The sequence below is a fragment of the Streptomyces sp. NPDC002386 genome (assembly GCF_053593175.1).
The window spans coordinates 229,183-249,739 of record NZ_JBSFBX010000014.1; the positions used below are offsets into that span (position 1 = coordinate 229,183).

At 71.6% G+C, this 20,557-nt stretch carries 20 protein-coding genes; 10 read left to right on the top strand and 10 right to left on the bottom strand.

What is annotated here, in order from left to right; translation table 11 throughout:
• Nucleotides 1-6: 6 nt before the first annotated feature.
• The 7 genes from ACWCPN_RS26890 to ACWCPN_RS26920 all read left to right on the top strand — a co-directional run bounded on the left by ACWCPN_RS26890 (nucleotide 7) and on the right by ACWCPN_RS26920 (nucleotide 7,834).
• Complete coding sequence (locus ACWCPN_RS26890; RefSeq protein ID WP_199212684.1) at nucleotides 7-2,034, top strand: protein meaA; 2,028 nt, start codon at nucleotides 7-9, stop codon at nucleotides 2,032-2,034.
• Nucleotides 2,031-2,993 carry an HpcH/HpaI aldolase/citrate lyase family protein gene (locus ACWCPN_RS26895; RefSeq protein ID WP_451210981.1) on the top strand — a complete coding sequence of 321 codons (963 nt, stop codon included), beginning with the start codon at nucleotides 2,031-2,033 and terminating at the stop codon, nucleotides 2,991-2,993. Before ACWCPN_RS26890 ends, ACWCPN_RS26895 begins: the two co-directional genes overlap by 4 nt.
• Before the next feature lie 5 nt (nucleotides 2,994-2,998).
• Nucleotides 2,999-3,523: a MaoC family dehydratase gene (locus ACWCPN_RS26900; RefSeq protein WP_199212682.1), complete on the top strand. Its 525-nt coding sequence runs from the start codon at nucleotides 2,999-3,001 to the stop codon at nucleotides 3,521-3,523.
• 2 nt (nucleotides 3,524-3,525) lie between these two features.
• On the top strand, nucleotides 3,526-4,731 hold the full coding sequence (locus ACWCPN_RS26905; protein WP_451210985.1) for an acyl-CoA dehydrogenase family protein: 1,206 nt from the start codon (nucleotides 3,526-3,528) through the stop codon (nucleotides 4,729-4,731).
• Nucleotides 4,732-4,901: 170 nt separating this feature from the next.
• Complete coding sequence (locus ACWCPN_RS26910; protein WP_199212681.1) at nucleotides 4,902-5,558, top strand: phosphatidylserine decarboxylase; 657 nt, start codon at nucleotides 4,902-4,904, stop codon at nucleotides 5,556-5,558.
• A 22-nt stretch (nucleotides 5,559-5,580) separates the two neighbouring features.
• Nucleotides 5,581-6,399, top strand: coding sequence for a CDP-diacylglycerol--serine O-phosphatidyltransferase (pssA, locus tag ACWCPN_RS26915; RefSeq protein WP_199213713.1), 819 nt, complete (start codon nucleotides 5,581-5,583; stop codon nucleotides 6,397-6,399).
• A 202-nt stretch (nucleotides 6,400-6,601) separates the two neighbouring features.
• The gene (locus tag ACWCPN_RS26920) at nucleotides 6,602-7,834 is read left to right on the top strand and encodes an alpha/beta fold hydrolase (RefSeq protein ID WP_451210988.1); all 1,233 of its coding nucleotides are present in this window, start codon (nucleotides 6,602-6,604) and stop codon (nucleotides 7,832-7,834) included.
• A gap of 8 nt (nucleotides 7,835-7,842) precedes the next feature.
• Here the strand turns inward: ACWCPN_RS26920 and ACWCPN_RS26925 are convergent, their stop codons facing one another.
• On the bottom strand, nucleotides 7,843-8,979 hold the full coding sequence (locus ACWCPN_RS26925; RefSeq protein WP_451210991.1) for a glycerate kinase: 1,137 nt from the start codon (nucleotides 8,977-8,979) through the stop codon (nucleotides 7,843-7,845).
• 165 nt (nucleotides 8,980-9,144) lie between these two features.
• On the opposite strand from ACWCPN_RS26925, the gene ACWCPN_RS26930 reads away from it, so the two are divergent.
• Both ACWCPN_RS26930 and ACWCPN_RS26935 read left to right on the top strand, forming a co-directional pair.
• The gene (locus ACWCPN_RS26930; RefSeq protein WP_451210994.1) at nucleotides 9,145-10,218 is read left to right on the top strand and encodes an ADP-ribosylglycohydrolase family protein; all 1,074 of its coding nucleotides are present in this window, start codon (nucleotides 9,145-9,147) and stop codon (nucleotides 10,216-10,218) included.
• Nucleotides 10,219-10,423: 205 nt separating this feature from the next.
• On the top strand, nucleotides 10,424-10,918 hold the full coding sequence (locus ACWCPN_RS26935) for an NUDIX domain-containing protein (RefSeq protein WP_451210997.1): 495 nt from the start codon (nucleotides 10,424-10,426) through the stop codon (nucleotides 10,916-10,918).
• Nucleotides 10,919-10,930: 12 nt separating this feature from the next.
• On the opposite strand, the gene ACWCPN_RS26940 is transcribed toward ACWCPN_RS26935, so the two are convergent.
• Entirely contained in the window at nucleotides 10,931-11,131 is a 201-nt protein-coding gene (locus tag ACWCPN_RS26940; RefSeq protein WP_199212677.1) for a type II toxin-antitoxin system VapB family antitoxin, read from the bottom strand.
• 91 nt (nucleotides 11,132-11,222) lie between these two features.
• On the opposite strand from ACWCPN_RS26940, the gene ACWCPN_RS26945 reads away from it, so the two are divergent.
• Nucleotides 11,223-11,984 carry an SIR2 family NAD-dependent protein deacylase gene (locus ACWCPN_RS26945; RefSeq protein ID WP_451211000.1) on the top strand — a complete coding sequence of 254 codons (762 nt, stop codon included), beginning with the start codon at nucleotides 11,223-11,225 and terminating at the stop codon, nucleotides 11,982-11,984.
• Here ACWCPN_RS26945 and ACWCPN_RS26950 read toward each other — a convergent pair.
• The 8 genes from ACWCPN_RS26950 to ACWCPN_RS26985 form a co-directional block, all read right to left on the bottom strand.
• Entirely contained in the window at nucleotides 11,981-12,463 is a 483-nt protein-coding gene (locus ACWCPN_RS26950) for a methylated-DNA--[protein]-cysteine S-methyltransferase (protein WP_451211003.1), read from the bottom strand. The two genes, ACWCPN_RS26945 and ACWCPN_RS26950, sit on opposite strands and share 4 nt — an antisense overlap.
• An 11-nt stretch (nucleotides 12,464-12,474) precedes the next feature.
• Nucleotides 12,475-13,944, bottom strand: coding sequence for an AlkA N-terminal domain-containing protein (locus ACWCPN_RS26955; protein ID WP_451211054.1), 1,470 nt, complete (start codon nucleotides 13,942-13,944; stop codon nucleotides 12,475-12,477).
• A 115-nt stretch (nucleotides 13,945-14,059) separates the two neighbouring features.
• The gene (locus tag ACWCPN_RS26960) at nucleotides 14,060-14,935 is read right to left on the bottom strand and encodes a methylenetetrahydrofolate reductase (protein ID WP_451211006.1); all 876 of its coding nucleotides are present in this window, start codon (nucleotides 14,933-14,935) and stop codon (nucleotides 14,060-14,062) included.
• A gap of 62 nt (nucleotides 14,936-14,997) precedes the next feature.
• Nucleotides 14,998-16,557 (bottom strand): MFS transporter, encoded by a 1,560-nt coding sequence (locus ACWCPN_RS26965; protein ID WP_451211009.1) that lies wholly within the window; start codon nucleotides 16,555-16,557, stop codon nucleotides 14,998-15,000.
• Nucleotides 16,550-18,463 (bottom strand): glycoside hydrolase family 15 protein, encoded by a 1,914-nt coding sequence (locus tag ACWCPN_RS26970; protein ID WP_451211012.1) that lies wholly within the window; start codon nucleotides 18,461-18,463, stop codon nucleotides 16,550-16,552. Before ACWCPN_RS26970 ends, ACWCPN_RS26965 begins: the two co-directional genes overlap by 8 nt.
• A gap of 45 nt (nucleotides 18,464-18,508) precedes the next feature.
• Nucleotides 18,509-18,940, bottom strand: a complete 432-nt coding sequence (locus ACWCPN_RS26975; RefSeq protein ID WP_451211015.1) for a DUF7144 family membrane protein — start codon at nucleotides 18,938-18,940, stop codon at nucleotides 18,509-18,511.
• Between the two features lie 33 nt (nucleotides 18,941-18,973).
• Entirely contained in the window at nucleotides 18,974-19,477 is a 504-nt protein-coding gene (locus tag ACWCPN_RS26980) for an SHOCT domain-containing protein (RefSeq protein WP_451211018.1), read from the bottom strand.
• Between the two features lie 226 nt (nucleotides 19,478-19,703).
• Nucleotides 19,704-20,363: an HdeD family acid-resistance protein gene (locus ACWCPN_RS26985; protein ID WP_451211021.1), complete on the bottom strand. Its 660-nt coding sequence runs from the start codon at nucleotides 20,361-20,363 to the stop codon at nucleotides 19,704-19,706.
• Nucleotides 20,364-20,557 lie beyond the last annotated feature (194 nt).

A 20,557-nucleotide genomic window follows, 5' to 3' on the forward strand; every position in this document is an offset into this window, starting at 1 on the left:
TCATAGATGACTGAGCGTCAGAAGGACCGGCCGTGGCTCATGCGCACGTACGCCGGCCACTCCACGGCTGAGGCGTCCAACGAGCTGTACCGGCGCAACCTCGCCAAGGGCCAGACCGGTCTGTCGGTGGCGTTCGACCTGCCGACGCAGACCGGCTACGACCCCGACCACATCCTCGCCCGCGGCGAGGTCGGCCGGGTGGGCGTGCCCGTCTCGCACCTCGGTGACATGCGCCGGCTGTTCCAGGACATCCCCCTGGAGCAGATGAACACCTCGATGACGATCAACGCCACCGCCATGTGGCTGCTGGCGCTCTACCAGGTCGTCGCCGAGGAGCAGGGCGCGGACATCACCAAGCTCCAGGGCACGACCCAGAACGACATCGTCAAGGAGTACCTGTCCCGCGGGACGCACGTCTTCCCGCCGGGGCCCTCGCTCCGCCTGACGACGGACATGATCGCGTACACGGTCTCCCACATCCCGAAGTGGAACCCGATCAACATCTGCAGCTACCACCTGCAGGAGGCCGGGGCCACGCCGGTGCAGGAGATCGCGTACGCGATGTCCACCGCGATCGCCGTGCTCGACGCCGTGCGCGACTCCGGCCAGGTGCCGCAGGAGCGCATGGGCGACGTGGTGGCCCGCATCTCCTTCTTCGTCAACGCGGGCGTCCGCTTCGTCGAGGAGATGTGCAAGATGCGGGCGTTCGGCCGCATCTGGGACAAGGTCACGCGTGAGCGGTACGGCATCGAGAACCCCAAGCAGCGCCGCTTCCGCTACGGCGTTCAGGTCAACTCGCTCGGCCTGACCGAGGCGCAGCCGGAGAACAACGTCCAGCGGATCGTGCTCGAGATGCTGGCGGTCACCCTCTCCAAGGACGCCCGCGCGCGGGCCGTGCAGCTCCCCGCCTGGAACGAGGCCCTGGGTCTGCCCCGGCCGTGGGACCAGCAGTGGAGCCTGCGCATCCAGCAGGTGCTCGCCCATGAGAGCGACCTGCTGGAGTACGAGGACATCTTCGAGGGCTCGCACGTCATCGAGGCGAAGGTGAACGCCCTGGTGGCGGAGTCGCTGGCCGAGATGGACCGGATCCAGGAGATGGGCGGCGCGATGGCCGCCGTCGAGTCCGGCTACCTCAAGGCGCAGCTGGTCTCCTCGCACGCCGAGCGGCGGGCCCGGATCGAGTCCGGCCAGGAGAAGATCGTCGGCGTCAACATCTTCGAGACGACCGAGCCGAACCCGCTCACGGCCGACCTGGACACCGCGATCATGACGGTCGACCCGGCGGTCGAGGCCCGGGTCGTCGCCTCCCTGGAGAACTGGCGGGACACCCGCTACCAGCCGCCCTTCAACCACCCGCGTCCCTGCAAGGCGCTGGACCGGCTGAAGGAGGCCGCCAAGGGCACCGGCAACCTGATGGAGGCCACGCTGGAGTGCGCCCGCGCCGGCGTCACGACCGGCGAGTGGTCCGGCGCCCTGCGCGAGGTCTTCGGCGAGTTCCGGGCACCGACCGGCGTGTCCTCCGCGCCGGTGGCCGTCACCGCCGAGGCCGGCTCGGCCATGGCCGAGGTCCGGGCCAAGGTGGACGCCACCGCCCGCGACCTGGGCGTCGGCAAGCTGCGCTTCCTCGTGGGCAAGCCCGGCCTCGACGGCCACTCCAACGGCGCAGAGCAGATCGCCGTCCGCGCGCGCGACGCCGGCTTCGAGGTGGTCTACCAGGGCATCCGGCTCACCCCCGAGCAGATCGTGGACGCCGCCCTGGCCGAGGACGTCCACGCCGTGGGCCTGTCGATCCTGTCCGGATCGCACGCACAGCTCGTGCCGGACGTGCTGGAGCGCCTGCGTGTGGCCGGTGCCACAGATATACCGGTGATCGCAGGTGGCATCATCCCGAACGGTGACGCCGAGGAGCTCCGGGCCGCCGGAGTGGCCGCGGTGTTCACCCCGAAGGACTTCGACATCACCGGGATCATCGGCCGCATAGCCGACGAGATCCGGAAAGCGAACAAGCTCGACCCCCTGGAGGTCCCCGCATGACGACAGTCAACCGCCTTCGCCCCCGCCGCTCCTGCCTGGCGGTACCGGGAAGCAACCCCCGCTTCCTGGAGAAGGCCCAGGGCCTCCCCGCCGACCAGGTCTTCCTGGACCTCGAGGACGCGTGCGCGCCGCTCGCCAAGCCCGAGGCGCGGCACACCATCGTCAAGTTCCTCAACGAGGGCGACTGGACGGGCAAGACCCGCGTCGTGCGGGTGAACGACTGGACGACCGAGTGGACGTACCGGGACGTCGTCACCGTCGTCGAGGGCGCCGGCCAGAACCTCGACTGCATCATGCTGCCGAAGGTGCAGAGCGCCCAGCAGGTCGTGGCGCTGGACCTGCTGCTGACCCAGATCGAGAAGACCATGGGCTTCGAGGTCGGCAAGATCGGCATCGAGGCGCAGATCGAGAACGCCCAGGGCCTGAACAACGTCAACGAGATCGCGCAGGCCTCCCCGCGCGTGGAGACGATCATCTTCGGCCCGGCCGACTTCATGGCCTCCATCAACATGAAGTCCCTCGTCGTGGGCGAGCAGCCGCCCGGCTACCCGGCGGACGCCTACCACTACATCCTGATGAAGATCCTGATGGCCGCCCGCGCCAACAACCTCCAGGCGATCGACGGCCCCTACCTGCAGATCCGCAACGTGGAGGGCTACCGCGAGGTCGCCCGGCGCGCCGCCGCCCTCGGCTTCGACGGCAAGTGGGTGCTGCACCCGGGCCAGGTCGAGGCGTCCAACGAGATCTTCTCGCCCTCCCAGGAGGACTACGACCACGCCGAGCTGATCCTGGACGCGTACGACTACTACACCTCCGAGGCGGGCGGCAAGAAGGGCTCCGCGATGCTCGGCGACGAGATGATCGACGAGGCCAGCCGCAAGATGGCCCTGGTGATCTCGGGCAAGGGCCGCGCCGCCGGCATGCAGCGCACCAGCAAGTTCGAGATCCCGGAGGCCTGAGCGCGATGCAGTTCGGACGCACCTACGAGGAGTTCGAGGTCGGGGCGACGTACAAGCACTGGCCGGGCAAGACGGTCACGGAGTACGACGACCACCTGTTCTGTCTCCTCACCATGAACCACCACCCGCTCCACATGGACGTCAACTACGCCGAGAAGACGACGGACTTCGGCAAGAACGTCGTGGTGGGCAACTACATCTACTCGCTGCTGCTCGGCATGTCGGTGCCGGACGTCTCCGGCAAGGCGATCGCCAACCTGGAGATCGAGTCGCTCAGGCACGTGGCGCCCACCTTCCACGGCGACACGATCTACGGCCAGACGACCGTGCTGGACAAGTGGCCGTCGAAGTCGAAGAACGACCGCGGCATCGTCTACGTCGAGACCAAGGGCTACAAGCAGGACGGCACCCTGGTGTGCGTCTTCCGCCGCAAGGTCATGGTGCCCACCGAGACGTACATCAAGGAGCGCGGCGGCGAGCAGCCCGGCCGCCCGGAGCTGAACGACCCTTCGGAAAAGACGGAGAAGTAGCCATGGCGCGCCTCGCCCAGACCGCCGGTCTGACCGACGTCCAGCAGGAGATCCTCTCCACGGTCCGCGATTTCGTGGACAAGGAGATCATCCCGGTCGCGACCGAGCTGGAGCACCGCGACGAGTACCCGCAAGCGATCGTGGACGGCCTGAAGGAACTCGGCCTGTTCGGTCTGATGATCCCCGAGGAGTACGGGGGTCTGGGCGAGTCGCTCCTGACCTACGCGCTGTGCGTGGAGGAGATCGCCCGCGGCTGGATGTCGGTCTCCGGCATCATCAACACGCACTTCATCGTCGCGTACATGCTCAAGCAGCACGGCACCCAGGAGCAGAAGGACCACTTCCTGCCCCGCATGGCGGCCGGCGACATCCGCGGCGCCTTCTCCATGTCCGAGCCGGCCCTGGGCTCGGATGTGTCGGCGATCACGTCGAAGGCGGTCAAGGACGGCGACGAGTACATCCTGAACGGCCAGAAGATGTGGCTGACGAACGGCGGGACCTCGTCCCTCGTCGCCGTTCTCGTCCGAAGTGACGAAGGTCACCCCGAGGGCACGGCTCCGCACAAGTCGATGACGACCTTCCTGGTCGAGAAGGAGCCCGGCTTCGGTGAGGTCCGCCCCGGCCTGACCATTCCGGGCAAGATCGACAAGATGGGCTACAAGGGCGTCGACACCACCGAGCTGATCATGGACGGCCTGCGGGTTCCGGCCGATCGGGTGCTCGGCGGCGTCACCGGCCGAGGTTTTTACCAAATGATGGACGGAGTGGAGGTCGGCCGCGTCAACGTGGCGGCCCGCGGCTGCGGCGTCGCGCAGCGCGCCTTCGAGCTGGGCGTTCGGTACGCCCAGCAGCGGCACACCTTCGGCAAGGCCATCGCCCAGCACCAGGCCATCCAGTTCAAGCTGGCCGAAATGGCTACCAAGGTCGAGGCCGCGCATGCCATGATGGTCAACGCGGCACGCAAAAAGGACTCCGGGGAACGAAACGACCTTGAGGCTGGGATGGCGAAGTACCTCGCCTCCGAGTACTGCAAGGAGGTCGTGGAGGACGCCTTCCGGATCCACGGCGGCTACGGCTTCTCCAAGGAGTACGAGATCGAGCGCCTCTACCGGGAGGCTCCGATGCTGCTGATCGGTGAAGGTACCGCCGAGATCCAGAAAATGATCATCGGGCGCAGGCTGCTCGAGGAGTATCGCTTCCAGGGCTGATTGTCCGGGTACGGGGTGTTTTCTTCGAGAAGAAGATCACACCCCGTAGATACACCTCAGCCGCCGACTCGGCTTCCTGGCTTGCCCAGTTGTGACCTGCGACCGGTACGATCCCGGGAAAGCCGCCGTCCCCCGTCAGAGCGCGGCATCATCCGCTACGAAGGTCATCCATGCCCCACAGCCAAACCTCTGCACACCGCGACAGCCTGGTAGGCGCACGCCTCGCGCGCGGAGCATCGCCGTGGCTTCTTCCGACCGTCGCCACCGCAGCCCTCAGCCTGGCCCGCGCTCGCCGCTCGGGCGCCGCCAAGGCCGTCGCCGTGCCCGTCACCGCGCTCGCGGCGGGCATGCTGTGGTTCTTCCGCGACCCCGAGCGTGAGATCGCCCCCGGCCGGGTCATCTCGCCCGCCGACGGCGTGGTGCAGAGCATCATGCCCTGGAAGGACGGCCGCACCCGCGTCGCGATCTTCATGAGCCCGCTCAACGTGCACGTGAACCGCGCGCCGCTCGCCGGCACCGTGACGTCGGTCGAGCACATCCCCGGCGGCTTCGTTCCCGCGTTCAACAAGGAGAGCGAGAACAACGAGCGCGTAGTCTGGCATTTCGACACCGAACTCGGCGACATCGAGATGATCCAGATCGCCGGCGCGGTGGCCCGCCGCATCGTGCCGTACATCCCCGAGGGCACGAAGGTCGAGCAGGGCGACCGCATCGGTCTGATCCGCTTCGGCTCGCGTGTCGACCTCTACCTGCCCGAGGGCGTGGAGGTCGCGGTCGAGGTCGGACAGAAGACCGTGGCTGGGGTGACTCGCATTGACCGTGATTGATCCGGAGACCCAGGCGGGCTGGGTGCCCGAGGCCGACGACGTGGACGACGACGAGGAGATGCCTCTTTCTCTCCGGCTGTCGATAGCGGACACCCTGACGCTGGGCAACGCCACGTGCGGCTTCATGGCGGTGTACTTCACCACCACCGGCATCCTGATCCCGCACCTCACCGGCAGCCAGGAGTCCGGCATGGCCCGCCACAGCGCGGCCACGGCGGTCATCCTGATGCTCTGCGCGGCGGTCTTCGACCTGTTCGACGGCCTGGTCGCGCGGAAGCTGCGCTCGTCCCCGATGGGCGCGGAGCTGGACAACCTCTCGGACCTGATCAGCTTCGGCCTGGCGCCCGCGTACTTCGTCCTCGTCTACGGCATGGTCGCGGACGACGCGCACCAGAGAGTCGCGGCGCTGGGAGCGATCGTGGTGCTCCTCGCGGTGGTGCTCAGGCTGGCGCGGTTCAGCTGCGTGACGGTGAAGGACGGCACGTTCCAGGGCATGCCCTCGCCGTTCGGCGCGCTGACGGTCGTCTCGATCGTCCTGCTGGAGCTGCCCTTCGTGGCCACCCTGCTGGCGATCCTGGGCACCGCGTGGCTGATGGTGAGCCGCGTCGAGTACCCGAAGCCGCGCGGCCGCCTCGCCGGGGCGATGCTGTCGTGGATCGTCCTGTCGATGGGCCTCCTGGCCGCCTGGGCCTTCGACGCCCCGAGCGGACAGCTGCTCCTGCAGACCGGGTGCGCGCTGCAGCTCGTCATGGGTGCGGTGATCCCGCTGTTCGCCACGGCCCGCCGGGTGAACAACTTCCGCGACAACCGCCGCGAGTCGCGGGCGGCCCAGCTGCCCTAGCGCCCTCGCCGGCACCGACGGGTGTGGCCCGAGTCCTGAGGACTCGGGCCACACCCGTTCGGCGTTCGGGAGCCGCTTCGGCGTCCCGTTGACCAATCAAGTACTCCTGTACGGGGCCGAGTTGCAGGAGGTCGGCGAGCGGAGGAGCGTTGAAAAGGGGGCACTTACCCCGAACTCGCCAGATTTTCACCGGGAGGCGGCCATGTCCGCACCCACTTTCCACGAGCACAAGGTCCCGCACATCTCCACGATCCCGGCCAACGAGGGCGACGCCGTGGAGCTCTACGTCCGGGAGTACGACGGCACCCAGGGCAACCAGCCCCGCACCCCGGTGCTGATGCTGCACGGCAGAAGCGTGCCGGTGGTCGCCGGGTACGACCTCGTCGGCCCCGACTCCGACATCGCGTACAGCTGGGCCCAGCAGATCGCCTCGCACCACTACGACGTCTTCATGATGGACCTGCAGGGCAACGGCAGGTCCCCGCGCCCCAAGATGGACGAACCCCGCAACGCCAACCCCGCGCAGCGGGCCGCGCTCACCCCCAACCCGCTGCCGAGCCCGTACACCGGACCGCCGCTGTACCCGCACCAGCTCGGCAACTCCGAGAGCGAGTGGGCGGAGCTGGCGACCGTGATCGCCTTCATCAAGTCGCTGCCCCGGATGACCACCCCGATCGACTTCATCGGCTGGTCCGCCGCCGGGCCGGTGATGGGGCCCTACACCCTGCAGCATCCCGAGGACGTCAAGAGCCTGTTCCTGCTCGCCCCGATCTTCCCGCCGCTCGGACGGTGGTCGGAGGACCCGGCGCACCCCTTCGGGCGTCCGGCCGAGGCCGCCGTGCTGCCCGTGTCCCTGCCCGCCGCCGCTTTCGGCTTCCCGATGCACGTCAGCAACAAGACCGGTTTCACGACGGCGTGGAACGCCGAGCAGGGCAGCGTGTACCAGCGGGAGCCCGGCATGGTCGACCGCGTGTGGGCCGCCATGATGGAGAACGACCCCGTCGGCAGCACCTGGGGCCCGATACTCCCCTCGGGCAAGCCGGAGGGCATCCACCGGTACCGCAACTCCTACTGGTGGGGCTGGAACAACGAGACCGCGAAGTTCCAGAACCCGCCGGGCACCCCCGTCCTCGGCGACCGGGTGCCCCTCCTGCTCGTCCACGGCGCGCTGGACAGGACCGTCAACACCCCGGCCTCGTCCCCCGTGCCCGACGTCCAGCGCTTCTCCGTGCCGGCCCTCTACAAGGCGGTCCAGGGACCGCACAAGCTGATGTTCCAGCTCGACGGCGCCGGACACTCCGTGGTCTGGGAACGGCCCGCCGATGTCGTGCACGAGATCTCGCACCACTGGCTGCAGAACAAGTACAAGGTGTGGGGCCTCACCAGCGGCAGCTACTACCGGGACGCGAACGGCGAGCTGACCCCGCTGCCGTAGCCCCTGCCTCAGCCCAGCAGGTCCCGTGCGATCCGCTCCGCGACCCGCTCCAGGATCGGCCCCGCGTCCGCGATGCACTTCGCCACGTCCGGCTCGACGGACGTCAGCGGGTACGCCCGGCCGATCCCGGCCCGCCGCAGCGCCTCCTCGGGCAGGGCGAGCCGCCCGCAGACCGCGACGACCTCCTTCCCGGCCGCGCGGGCCGCGGCGGCGACCCCCGCAGGAGCCTTGCCGTGCAGGGTCTGCTCGTCCAGCGAACCCTCACCGGTGATCACCAGCGAGGCGCGCTCCAGCGCCGGGGCGAAGCCCAGCACGTCCAGCATGACCTCGATCCCGGGCCGGAACCGGGCGCCCAGCAGGAGGGCGCCGTAGCCGATGCCGCCGGCCGCGCCCGCGCCCGGCGCCGCCGCGAAGTCGGCGGCACGCGGGCCCGCGGCGGTCTCCAGCACCTCGGCGAAGTGGGCGAGCGCGGCGTCCAGGGCCGCCACGTCGTCCGGGGTGGCGCCCTTCTGCGGGCCGTACACGGCGGGTGCGCCCTTCGGACCGGTCAGCGGGTTGTCGACGTCGCTGGCGAGGACCAGTTCCACCGAGTCCAGGCGTGGGTCGAGCCCGGAGAGGTCGGCCCGCGCCAGCGCGGCGAGACCGCCGCCGCCCGGCGGCACCGGCTCCCCGTCCGCGTCCAGGAACCGCGCGCCCAGCGCCGACAGCATCCCGGCGCCGCCGTCCGTCGTGGCGCTGCCGCCGACGCCGAACACGATCGTCCGCGCGCCCGCGTCCAGCGCGGCGCGCAACAGCTCACCCGAGCCGTACGTCGAGGCGGTCAGCGGCGCGAACACGCCGGCCGGCAGCCGCTGCAACCCGCTCGCCTCGGCCATCTCCACGACCGCGGTGTCGCCGCGCAGCGCGTACGCGGCCGGGACCTCCTGTCCGAGCGGCCCTGCCACCCGGACCTCACGGCGCTCGAAGCCGGCCGCGACGGCCGCGTCCACCGTGCCGTCGCCGCCGTCGGCCACCGGCAGCGCCTCGACCTCGAGACCGGGCACGACCCTGCGCAGCCCGGCCGTGACCCGCTCGGCGACCCCCACGGCCGTCAGCGAGCCCTTGAACTTGTCCGCGGCGATGAGCACCCGACGGGTCCCGTTCACTGCAGCGTCCGCCACCTTGCATTCCCCTTGCTCTCCGGGCCCCGCGCACGTCGGGGCCAGTCGCGCCGCTGTGACCATAACCGCAGGACGTCCGCGCCGCCATGCCCTGCCCGAAGGGTGGGAAACGGCCGGGAGGCGGCCGGGGAAACCGGGTAGGCACCAGCCATGAGTGACCTCGACGACGGGCCGGACCTGGCCGATCGCGTCCACGGCGGCTGGCTCGGCCGGATCGCGGGCAACATGCTCGGCAAGCCGGTCGAGCAGGGCGAGGTGTGGACGCGCGATCGCATCGACCGCTATCTGCGCCGGGCGGACGCGCTGCCGCTCACCGACTACCTGCCCGAGCCCGCCGACCCGGCCGACGCCGCCCTGCTGCGGCCCGAGTGGCGCCGGTGTGTGCGCGGCCGCGTCCACGGAAGCTGCCGGGACGACGACGTCGACTACGCGATCCTCGGCCTGCACCTGCTGGAGACCCACGGTTTCGGCTTCAGCACCGAGCAGGTCGGCGACCTGTGGCTGCTCGGGCTGCCGTACCTGCAGACCTTCACCGCGGAGCGGGCCGCGTACCGCAACCTCGCGAACGGTCTGAAGCCGCCGCTGACGGCGACGTACGACAACCCCTACCAGGAGTGGATCGGCGCCCTGATCCGGGCCGACGTGCACGGCTGGGCCTGCCCGGGCGACCCGCGCCGCGCGGCCTCGCTGGCCCGCCGGGACGCGGTGCTGTCGCACACCGGCAACGGCGTGTACGGGGCGATGTGGGCGGCCGCGCTGATCTCCGCGGCGCTCACCGCGCCGGACGTGCGCGACGCGCTGGAGAGCGCCCTGGCCGTGATCCCGGCGAGCAGCAGGCTGGCCCGTACCGTGCGCCGGGTGATGTCCCTGCACGGGGCCCGCCTGTCCTGGGAGGAGACCCTGGACACGGTGTCCGAGGAGACGTCCGGGCTCGGCTGGATCCACACCGTCCCCAACGCGGCCGTCCTGACCGCGGGGCTGCTGTACGGCGACGGCGACTTCACCCGGACCATCGCCCTCACCGTCCGCGGCGGCCTGGACACCGACTCCAACGGCGCGACGGCCGGTTCGGTGGCCGGTGTGATGACCGGTGCGGCCGCGATCCCGGCCCGGTGGACCGAGCCGCTCCAGGACACGGTGCGCAGCGCGGTGTTCGGCTTCGACGGGGTGCGGATCAGTGCGCTGGCCGAACGCACCGTGCGCCTGGCGACCGACGGCGCTTAGGTCGTGCCCGCGAAGCCGCGTCGTTCGCCCGCAGGGCGGGCGTTGCGGCGTCCGGTCCGTGCTCTCGGCGTGCCGGCCGGATGCCCTCGTACCGGGTGTACTCGGCCTTTCGGCCGGTGCGGCGAGAGTGCGTGCCGGACGCCGCGACGCAGGCGTGACTTTGCGGACACGACCTGGCCGTCCGGTGTCCGGTTACCCTTCCTGGATGACCAGCACGGACACCTTCGCCGCGTACATCGCGAGCCTGCCCCGAGTCCTCGCCGCGGCCGCCGCGCTCTTCCGGGACCCGGAGGGGCGGGTGCTGCTCGTCGAGCCCAACTACCGCGAGGGGTGGGCCCTTCCGGGCGGGACCGTCGAGTCCGACGACGGGGAGACTCCGCGCCAGGGTGCCCGCCGCGAGACCCTGGAGGAGATCGGCCTGGACCGGGAGCTCGGCCAACTGCTGGCGGTGGACTGGGTGGCCGGCACGGGACGGCCGCCGCTGGTGGCCTACCTGTACGACGGCGGAGTCCTCACCGGGGCCGAGTTCGACGCCATCCGGCTGCAGGAGGAGGAGCTGCTGTCCTGGCGCCTGGTGCCCCGCGAGGACCTCCCCAACCATCTGCCCGGCGCCCTCGGCCGCCGGGTGCTGGCGGCGCTGGACGTCCTGGCGGAGGGCGCGGGCACGGCGGAGCTGGAGAACGGCCACCGGGTCGCCTGAGGGGCCGGGGGTTCAGCCCTCCGGGTCCGGGGGCCTGGCGTCCACGTCGCGCAGCGCCTCCTCGCGCTCGGCGACGCGCGCCTCGGTGCGGTGTCCGCGCTCGATGTAGTCGCGGACCACGAGTTCCACGGCGTCCTGCGGATTGCCGACGCCGGCGAGCACCATGACCTCGACGACGAGCTGCGCGTCGAGCGAGACGGTCACCTTGGCCATGCCGGGACGTTAGCAGCCGGTGCCCTCGCCGGGGCCTTACCCCGAGATATCCGTTCGCGGTGCCGTTGATCGCCGTCCTACCCTCGGCCGTATGACCAAGCCCCTCGTCGCCCTGCTGAGCGGGGCCGGCATCTCCACCGACTCCGGCATCCCCGACTACCGCGGCCCGGGCGGGCTGTGGCGGCGGGACCCGGAGGCCGAGAAGCTCGTGACGTACGAGTACTACATGGCCGATCCGGAGATCCGGCGCCGGTCGTGGCAGATGCGCCGCGCGAACGGAGCGCGCGACCGCGGACCGAACGCCGCGCACCGGGCCGTGGCCGAACTGGAGCGCATCGGGGTTCCGGTCAGGGTGATCACGCAGAACGTGGACGGGCTGCACCAGCTCGCCGGGATGCCCGCCCGCAAGGTCCTGGAGCTGCACGGCACCGCACGGAGCGTGGTGTGCACCAGGTGCCATGCCCGGGGGCCGATGGAGGACGCGCTGGCCCGGGTCGAGGCCGGTGAGGCCGACCCGCCGTGCCTGACGTGCGGCGGCGTCCTGAAGTCGGCGACCGTGATGTTCGGCGAACGGCTCGACCCGGTCGTCCTCGGCGAGGCGGTCGCCATCACCCAGGCATGCCAGATCTTCATCGCCGTCGGCACCAGCCTCCAGGTCCAGCCCGCGGCAGGCCTCGCCGGCGTCGCCGCCGACCACGGGGCGCGGCTGATCATCGTCAACGCCGAGCCGACACCGTACGACGAGTTGGCCGACGAGATCGTCCGCGAGCCGATCGGCACGGCGCTGCCGGCTCTGCTGAGCCGCCTGGGCGAGCCGGAGCAGGGGCTCGGACGGCCGCGTGACGGGGGCTAGAACAGCGCCGGTCCCCGTTCGAAGTCGAGGAGGCGGCGCTTGCGGTCGAGGCCGCCGCCGTAGCCGGTGAGGTCGCCGGCGGCGCCGATGACCCGGTGGCAGGGCACGATGATGCCGATCGGGTTCCTGCCGTTGGCGAGGCCGACCGCGCGGGACGCCCCGGGGTTGCCCAGCTCGGTGGCGAGTTCGCCGTAGGAGCGGGTCTCGCCGTAGGGGATGCGGGTCAGCCGGTCCCAGACGCCGCGCTGGAACGGGGTCCCGGACAGGCGGAGTTCGAGGGTGAACTCCTTCAGCTCGCCGGCGAAGTAGGCGGAGAGCTGCTCCCGGGCCTCGGCGAAGGGGGTGTCGTCGGGGTCGCCGAAGGTCTCCTCGGGTGGGCGGTGGCGCTGGCCGGCCATGTAGAGGCCGCAGAGGACGCCGTCCTCGGCGACGAGGGTCAGGGGGCCGTAGGGGCTGTCGGTGACGGTGTGCTGCTTCATCGTGAACGTCCTCACACGGGCAGGAAGTTGATGGGGTGTCCGTCCGCGGCCCACAGGTACTGGACCGCGTAGGCCCGCCAGGGTCGCCAGGACCCGGCGCGGGCGGTGAGCGCGGCCGGGGTGGCGGGCAGGCCCAGTTCCCGGGCGGCGCGCCGGATCCCGAGGTCGGTGGGGAGGAAGGCGTCGGGGTCGCCCAGGGCCCGCATCGCGACGACGTCGGCCGTCCACGGGCCGAAGCCGGGCAGGGCGAGCAGCCGGGCCCGGGCCTCGGCCCAGTCGGACTCGACGCCCAGGTGCAGCGTGCCGTCGGCCAGTCGGCGTACCAGGGTGGTGAGGGTGGTGCGGCGGGTACGGGGCATGGCCAGGGTCTCGGGGTCCACGGCGGCCAGCGCCTCGGGGGACGGGAAGAGGTGGGTGAGGCCGCCCTCGGGGTCGTCCAGGGGCTTGCCGTGCGCGACGACCAGGCGGGCCGCGTGGGTGCGGGCGGCGGCCGTGGAGACCTGCTGGCCGAGCACGGCGCGGACGGCGAACTCGGCCTCGTCGACGGTGCGCGGCACCCGGCGGCCGGGTGCCCGGTCGACCAGCGGGGCGAGCAGCGGGTCGGCGCGCAGCCGCTCGTCGACGGCGACGGGGTCGGCGTCCAGGTCGAGCAGGCGCCGGCAGCGGCTGATGGCCACGGTCAGGTCGCGCGGGTCGCCGAGGGTGAGCCGGCAGGCGATGTGGTCGGGGCGCGGGGTGAGGGCGACGATGCCGTGTCCGTACGGCAGTCGCAGCGTGCGCCGGTAGGCGCCGTCCCGCCACTCCTCCACGCCCGGTACGGCGGTGGCGGCGAGGTGGCCGAAGAGGTTGTCCGGGTTGAGCGGGGCACGGAACGGCAGCCGCAGCGCGAGGGTGCCGGGGGTGCTCGCCGCGCGGTTTGCGGGCACCCGGGCGCGCAGCTCGCTCGGGGAGAGGGCGAAGACCTCGCGGACGGTGTCGTTGAAGGCCCGGATGGAGGAGAAGCCGGCCGCGAAGGCGATCTCCGCCATGGGCAGCGGGGTCGTCTCGACGAGCAGCCGCGCGGTCTGGGCGCGCTGGGCCCGGGCCAGGGCGAGGGGTCCGGCGCCGAGCTCGGCGAGGAGCTGGCGTTCCACCTGCCGTGCGCTGTACCCGAGCCGTGCGGCCAGCCCGGGTACGCCCTCGCGGTCCACCACCCCGTCGGCGATCAGCCGCATCGCCCGGGCCACCAGGTCGGCGCGCAGGTTCCACTCCGGGGAGCCGGGGCTGGTGTCGGGGCGGCAGCGCTTGCAGGCCCGGAAGCCGGCCTGCTGGCAGGCCGCCGCGCTCGGCAGGAACGTCATGTTCTCCGCCTTGGGCGGCACGGCCGGGCAGCTCGGCCGGCAGTAGATGCGGGTGGTCAGGACGGCTGTGAAGAACCATCCGTCGAACCGCGCGTCCTTGGACCGCACGGCACGTACGCAGCGCTCCCGGTCGTGGTGCATCCCTGTCTGCCCTGTCTGCATGGCTCAAGGATCGGACACCACGGGGGTCCCTCGCTGGCGAGAATCCGACACGTACGTCCCGGTGGCCAGGCGGCCGCCGATTCGCCCCGCGGGGTCAGTCCGTCCGTTCGCCGTGCCGGAACCGGGCTATCCACTCGGACGTGGCCCGCAGCCCGCCGAAGGTGTAGAAGTGCACCTTCACCCTGCCGTGCCGGGCGGGGTCGTGGTGCCGGGAGAGGGCGTGCAGGAAGCGGTCGGGGCCGGCCGTGCCCATCAGGTTGGTCAGCGAGAAGCCGTACTTGCGGGCCACGGAGGCGCTGGTGCCGACGCCGAAGCGGGCGGCGTAGGTCATCAGCCGGCGCACCCCGGCCGGGCCGGGTACGCCGATGCGGACCGGCAGGGCGACGCCCCGGGCGCGGACGGCCTCCAGCCAGCCGAGCACGGGGTCGACGTCGAAGCCGAACTGGGTGATGACGTCGCCCGTGAGCCGTTCGGCGCCGAGGGCCGCCGACTTGTCGGTGAGCGCGGACCACAGCGTGCGGTCGGTGATGGCGGGGTGGCCCTCGGGGTAGCCGCTGATGCCGATGTGGCGCACGCCGTGCCGCTGGAGCAGCCCGGTGCGGATCACGGAGAGGGCGTCCGGGTACGGGCCCTCGGGGCGGGCGGGGTCGCCGCCGACGACGAACACGTTCTCGGCGGTGCCGTCCGCGGCGAGGCCGGCCAGGAACTCCTCCAGGTGGGCCCGGGAGGGCAGGCGACGGGCGGAGATGTGCGGCACCGGGACGAAGCCGAGCCGCTTGACCGCGCGGGCCGCGGCCAGCCGGGTGGCGAGGTCCTCGCCCGCCAGGAAGGTGACGTTGATCCGCGTGCCCGGCGGGATGCTGTGGCGCGCCTCCTCCAGCTTCGGCACGTCCTTGCCGGTCATCTCCAGTGAGAAGTCGTCCAGCAGCGAGGTGCCCACCGCGGGCGGGGCGGTGAGACCGGGGTTCATCGTGCTCCTCGTGCGGCTCCTGCCACCGCGTTCGGCGTCGGTCCTGACCGGGGCCGATGATGTCACGCGCGGTGCGGGCGGCGCGGGGCAGGGGGGCGTCCGGGGTCCGGGACGGGCGGTTCCGCCTCGGTCCCACGCGCGGTGCCGGCCTCGGTCCCAGGCGCGGTGCCGGCCTCGGTCCCAGGCGTGGTGGAGGCCCCGGTTCCAGGCGCGGTGGAGGCCGTCGCGTCCCCTGCTGCCGAGCGGCCCGGCGCGCGGGGCAGGCGGGCAGCCGCGGCGAGGCCGCCGAGGCCGATCACGCCGAGGGTGATCATCGCGGCGGCGTAGGCCCCAGTGGTGAGCCCGGCGACGAGGATGGTGCCCGCGATGGCGGTGCCGAACGACGAACCGAGGTTGGACACGCTGCGCGACAGCCCCGAGATCTCGCCCTGCCGCTCCTCCGGGAAGCTCGACTGGACGACGTTCACCGACGGGGTCAGCATCACGCCGAGTCCCAGCCCGATGAGCAGCAGCCCGGGCACGAAGGCCCAGGCGGTGGAGAAGGAGGCGACCAGGGCGACCAGGGCCGCCACGCCCACGACGGAGAGCGCGAAGCCGGTCATGACCAGTGTCCGCTGCGACCGCCGCTCGGCCAGCCGCTCGGCGGCCAGCGAGGTCAGCAGCAGCCCGAGCGTGGCCGCCGTGAAGATCACTCCGGTCCGGATGGCGTCGTAACCGCGGACCACCTGGAGGTAGGCGGCCACCGTGAAGGACGTGCCCATGAGCAGCAGCCACTGGACGTTCTGCGTGACGAGCCCCAGGTTGGAGGTGCGGTCGCGGAACAGACTCAGCGAGAGCAGGGGCTCGCGGCCGGCCCGTTCCTTCGCGCGCGTGGACCGGAAGAACCAGGCGAGGACGAGGCCGCCGAGGACGAGCAGCGCGATCGTCAGCCAGACGTCGTTGTCCGCCGCCAGGATGCCCATGACGATGAGGACCAGGCCGGTGGCCGACAGGACCGCACCCCCGGTGTCGAACGCGCGGTGCGGGTCCGGGGGCAGGGGGTCCCGGATACCGCGGCTCAGCCACACGATCAGTGCGATGACCAGCGCCTGGAACACGAAGGCCGCCCGCCAGCTGATGCCGGTCGTGATGAGCCCGCCGATCAGCGGTCCCGCCGCCGCGCCGATGCCGCCCAGCGCCATGATCACCCCGAAGGCCCGGGCGCGGGAGGTGACGTCGGGGTACAGCAGCGTGGTGAGGATGTACACCGGCGGGATCAGCAGGGCGGTGCCGACGCCCTCGAGGATCGAGTTGCCGAGGATGAGGACACCGAGTCCCGGTGCGACCGCGCACAGCAGCGCGCCCACGGCGTAGACGACGAGACCGGCGAGGAAGCACCGTTTGCGGCCGTACCGGTCGGTGATCTTGCCGCCGGGGATCATCAGCGCGGCCATGACCAGCAGGAAGAGGGTGATGGAGATCTGCACCCCCTGGACCGTGGTGTCCAGGTCCTTGCTGATGTCGTTGATCATCACGTTCATGTTGGAGCCGGCGAAGCTGCAGATGAACTGGGCGAGGGCGAGTGCGGCGAGGACCCGCCGCTCCCCCGGCGGGACCGCGGCCGGCACCGCCTGGTCAGTCACCCGCGGTGCCTCCGTCCGCGGCCTCGGGCGGCACCCTGAAGCCGTGGACGCCGGGGTGCCGCGTCCCGCCGTCGCTCGGCATCGCGTTCGCCCGGTTCAGCTCCTCGTCGAGCGCCCTGGCGGCGGTGACGAGCGAGAGGTGGGTGAACGCCTGGGGGAAGTTGCCGAGCTGCTCGCCCGAGGGGCCGATCTCCTCGGCGAACAGGCCGACGTGGTTGGCGTAGGTGAGCATCTTGTCGAAGGCGTGCCGGGCCTGCAGGAGCCGGCCGGAGCGGGCGAGCGCCTCGACGTAGAGGAAGCTGCAGAGGTTGAACGTGCCCTCGGAGCCGCGCAGTCCGTCGGGGGACGCGGCGGGGTCGTACCGGTAGACCAGGCTGTCGCTGACCAGTTCCTCGTCCATGGCGTCGAGGGTGCTGATCCAGTCCGGGTCGTGCGGGGAGAGGAAGCCGACCCGGGGCATCAGCAGCAGCGAGGCGTCCAGCACGTCGGTGTCGTAGTGCTGCACGAAGGCCTTCCGCTTGTCGTGCCAGCCGCGCTCGGTGATCTGCTCGAAGACCGCGTCCCGGGCGGCCGTCCAGCGCTCGACGTCGCCCGGGCGGGAGAACGCGGTGGCCGCGCGGATGCCCCGGTCGAACGCCACCCAGGCCATCAGCCGGCTGTAGGTGAAGTTCTGCCGGCCCCCGCGGGTCTCCCAGATGCCCTCGTCGGGGCGGTCCCAGTTGCCCGCCAGCCAGTCCAGCACGCCCCTCAGCGCCTTCCAGCCGCGGATCGCTCCGACGTCCTTGCCGACCACGAAGGCGTCGGAGGCCTCCCCGTAGATGTCGAGCTGGAGCTGGTCGGCTGCCGCGTTGCCCGCCCGTACCGGCCGTGAGCCCAGGTAGCCCTCCAGGTGGTCGAGGGTCTCCTCGGTGAGGTGAGGGTCGCCGTCCACCCGGTACATGATCTGCAGGGGGTCGCCCGAGGTGGTGCCGCCGGCCTCGACGCGGTCGCGCAGCCAGCGGCGGAAGGCGTACGCCTCGTCCAGGAAGCCCAGGTCGATCAGGGTGCCGACGGACAGGGAGGCGTCCCGGATCCAGGTGTAGCGGTAGTCCCAGTTGCGCTCGCCGCCCGCCTGCTCGGGCAGTCCCATGGTGGCCGCGGCGACGGGTGCCCCGGTCGGCCGGTAGGTGAGCAGCTTGAGGGTGATCGCCGAGCGGTTGACCACCTCCTGCCAGCGGCCGCGGTAGGTGCAGGACCGCAGCCAGGTGAGCCAGAAGTCGCGGCACTGCTCCAGGTCCTCGGCGACGCCGGCCAGGGACGGCGTCTCGGGAGCCGGGGCTCCCCCGTCCGTGGTGGTCAGGACGACGGCGGCGGCCTGACCGGCGGAGAGGGTGAAGCGGGCGGTGACGTCGTCGCCGTCGGCCCGCAGCGTGATGCCGCCGGTGGTCTGGACGTGCAGGTCCGTGCCCGGGCCCCGCAGGACGGCCGCATGGCCGTCCGTGAGGGTCAGGGAGTGCCGGGCGCGCCCGTAGTCGAAGCGCGGCCGGCAGGTGAGGACGAAGGGCAGGGTGCCCCGCACGACCCGGGCGATCCTGATCAGACGGTGCCGGCCGGTGGGCTCGGCCGAGTCGATGGGGACCATGAGGTCGGCGACCTCGCCGACGCCGCCGGGCCCCATGAACCGGGTGACCAGGATCGCCGTGTCGGACAGGTACAGCTGGCGTACGGACATGCCGTCGCCGTCCGGATGCTCCGCCGCCAGCCGGCAGTGACCGCCGCGCTCGCTGTCCAGCAGCGAGGCGAAGACGCTGGGCGAGTCGAAACGGGGGGTGCACCACCAGTCGACGGTTCCGCCGGACGACACCAGGGCCGCCGTCTGGAGGTCACCCACCATTCCGTGCTCCGCGATGGGCGGATACCTGTCCATGCGTCCTCCTCGGCACGACGGTGACGGGGGGTCGTGGCCCCGGTGCTAGGTCATCGCGGAGGCGTCGTCACGCTTGACGACGCACAGGGCCCAGATGATGAAGCCGGACAGCGCGATCATCACGACCGACCAGACCGGGTAGTACGGCAGGGACAGGAAGTTGGCGATGATGACGAGCCCGGCGATGGCCACACCGGCGACCCGTGCCCACATCGACGGTCCGAACAGACCGAAGCTGACGGCCACCGCGATCACACCGAGTACCAGGTGGATCCAGCCCCAGCTGGTGAGGTCGAACTTGAAGACGTAGTTCGGGGTCGTGACGAAGACGTCGTCCTGGGCGATCGCCATGATGCCGCGGAACAGGCTGAGCAGTCCGGCGATCATGAGCATGATGCCCGCGAAGGCGGTCAGTCCGCCGGCCCACTGCTGCTTGGCGGTCCGGGTGTGCGAGCTGGTGCGCGGTGACGCGGTCATACCAATACCTCCATTCGTCGTGGTGGGAGATGCTCAGCGTCCGGACGAGGTCGGCACGCCGCGAGCGGGCTGCTGCGCCGTGCCGGTGGCCGTGCCCGTGCCGGTGCCGGTGCCGCCGGCGCTGAGGACCAGTTCCTTCGCCCTGCGGAACTCGTCGTCGCTGATGTCGCCGCGCGAGCGCATCTCGGACAGCTTGGCGAGTTCGTCGGCGCTGCTCCTGCGCTCCGCGCCGCCCTGCGCGGTTTCCCGGACGTAGGAGTCGAAGGCGGCCTGCTGGGCCCGTGCCTGGTTCATCTCCCGCTCCCCCATGCCCTTGCCGCGGGCGATCAGGTAGACGAGGACGCCCAGGAAGGGGACCACGATCACGAAGAGCGTCCAGCCGGCCTTGGCCCAGCCGCTCATGCCGTCGTCACGGAAGACGTCGACGATGACCCGGAACAGCAGGACGAACCACATGATCCACAGGAAGAACACCAGCATCGTCCAGAAGGCGCTCAGCAGTGGATAGTCGTACGCGAGGTAGGTCTGCGCGCTCATTTCTCTCCTCAGTCCGGGGCTCCGGCCCGTCCAGCCGGCCGGGCCGGTGTGTGCCGATCCCAGCGTGCGCGGGGCGGGGCGGGGTGGCCTCACCCCAGGCGGGTGATCGTGGCCGGTGCGTCACCGCCGTCCGGTGGTACTCGTGGCGGTGCGCCGGAACCGTCCGGCGGTCCCGCGGCGGCGGGCCGGGGCCGGGGAGGCGCGGCCGTGCCGCCCGCGGGGTGTCTCACGAAGTGCTCCGCGGGGCGGCCTGTGCGGTGGCCGCCTTGCGTGTCGCGGAGCGCCAGGCGAGGGCGACCGCGAGCTCGACCAGGCCCAGCAGCACGAGCCACAGCCCGAGCAGCCGGGTCAGCGCCCGCGCCGACTCGGTGGGCAGGACGAGCACCACGATCCCGGCGACGATGCCGAGCAGCGCGCCGCCGAGGACCACCCCGCGGTGCGGGAGGTCCTCGGCGGAGATCGCGGTGTAGAGCGTGAGGATGCCGGACACCAGCCAGGCGAGCCCGACGATCAGTGACAGCGCGGCGATGGTCTGCAGCGGGTTGCGCAGGCAGAGCACCCCGGCCAGGACGAACAGCAGAGCGATGAGCAGCCCGGGCAGCCGTTCCCCGGCTCCCTCCCGGGAGAAGGCCGTGACGAACCGCAGCGCGCCCATGAGCAGCAGATAGAGGCCGATGAGAACGGCGAGGACGTGCAGGGTCTCGTCCGGCCAGACGAGGATCAGCACACCCGGGACGATCGTCACGAGCGCCGACCCCAGGATCCAGAGCCACGACCGGGCGAGCACCGTCATGGCGTCTCCCGGTCCCTGTCCCGGATCTGCGGCCGCCCCGCCGAACGCATGCGACGGTCCGGTGCCCGGTGTCGTTCCACGCGACTCGGTCATGGCTCCTCCTCGCGTGACCGACGGGGCGTCTCCGGACCGCCAGGCGGGGCGGCGCGCGAACCCCTCAGCGGCAAGCATTGCGTTCCGGCCGCCGGGAGGGATCACCCGTGGTGGGTGGTAGCGCCCGGGGGCCGGGGGGGGGGGGGGGAGTGGGCGCTGGGTGTTGGGGGACGGGGGCGGCCGCCCGTCACGCG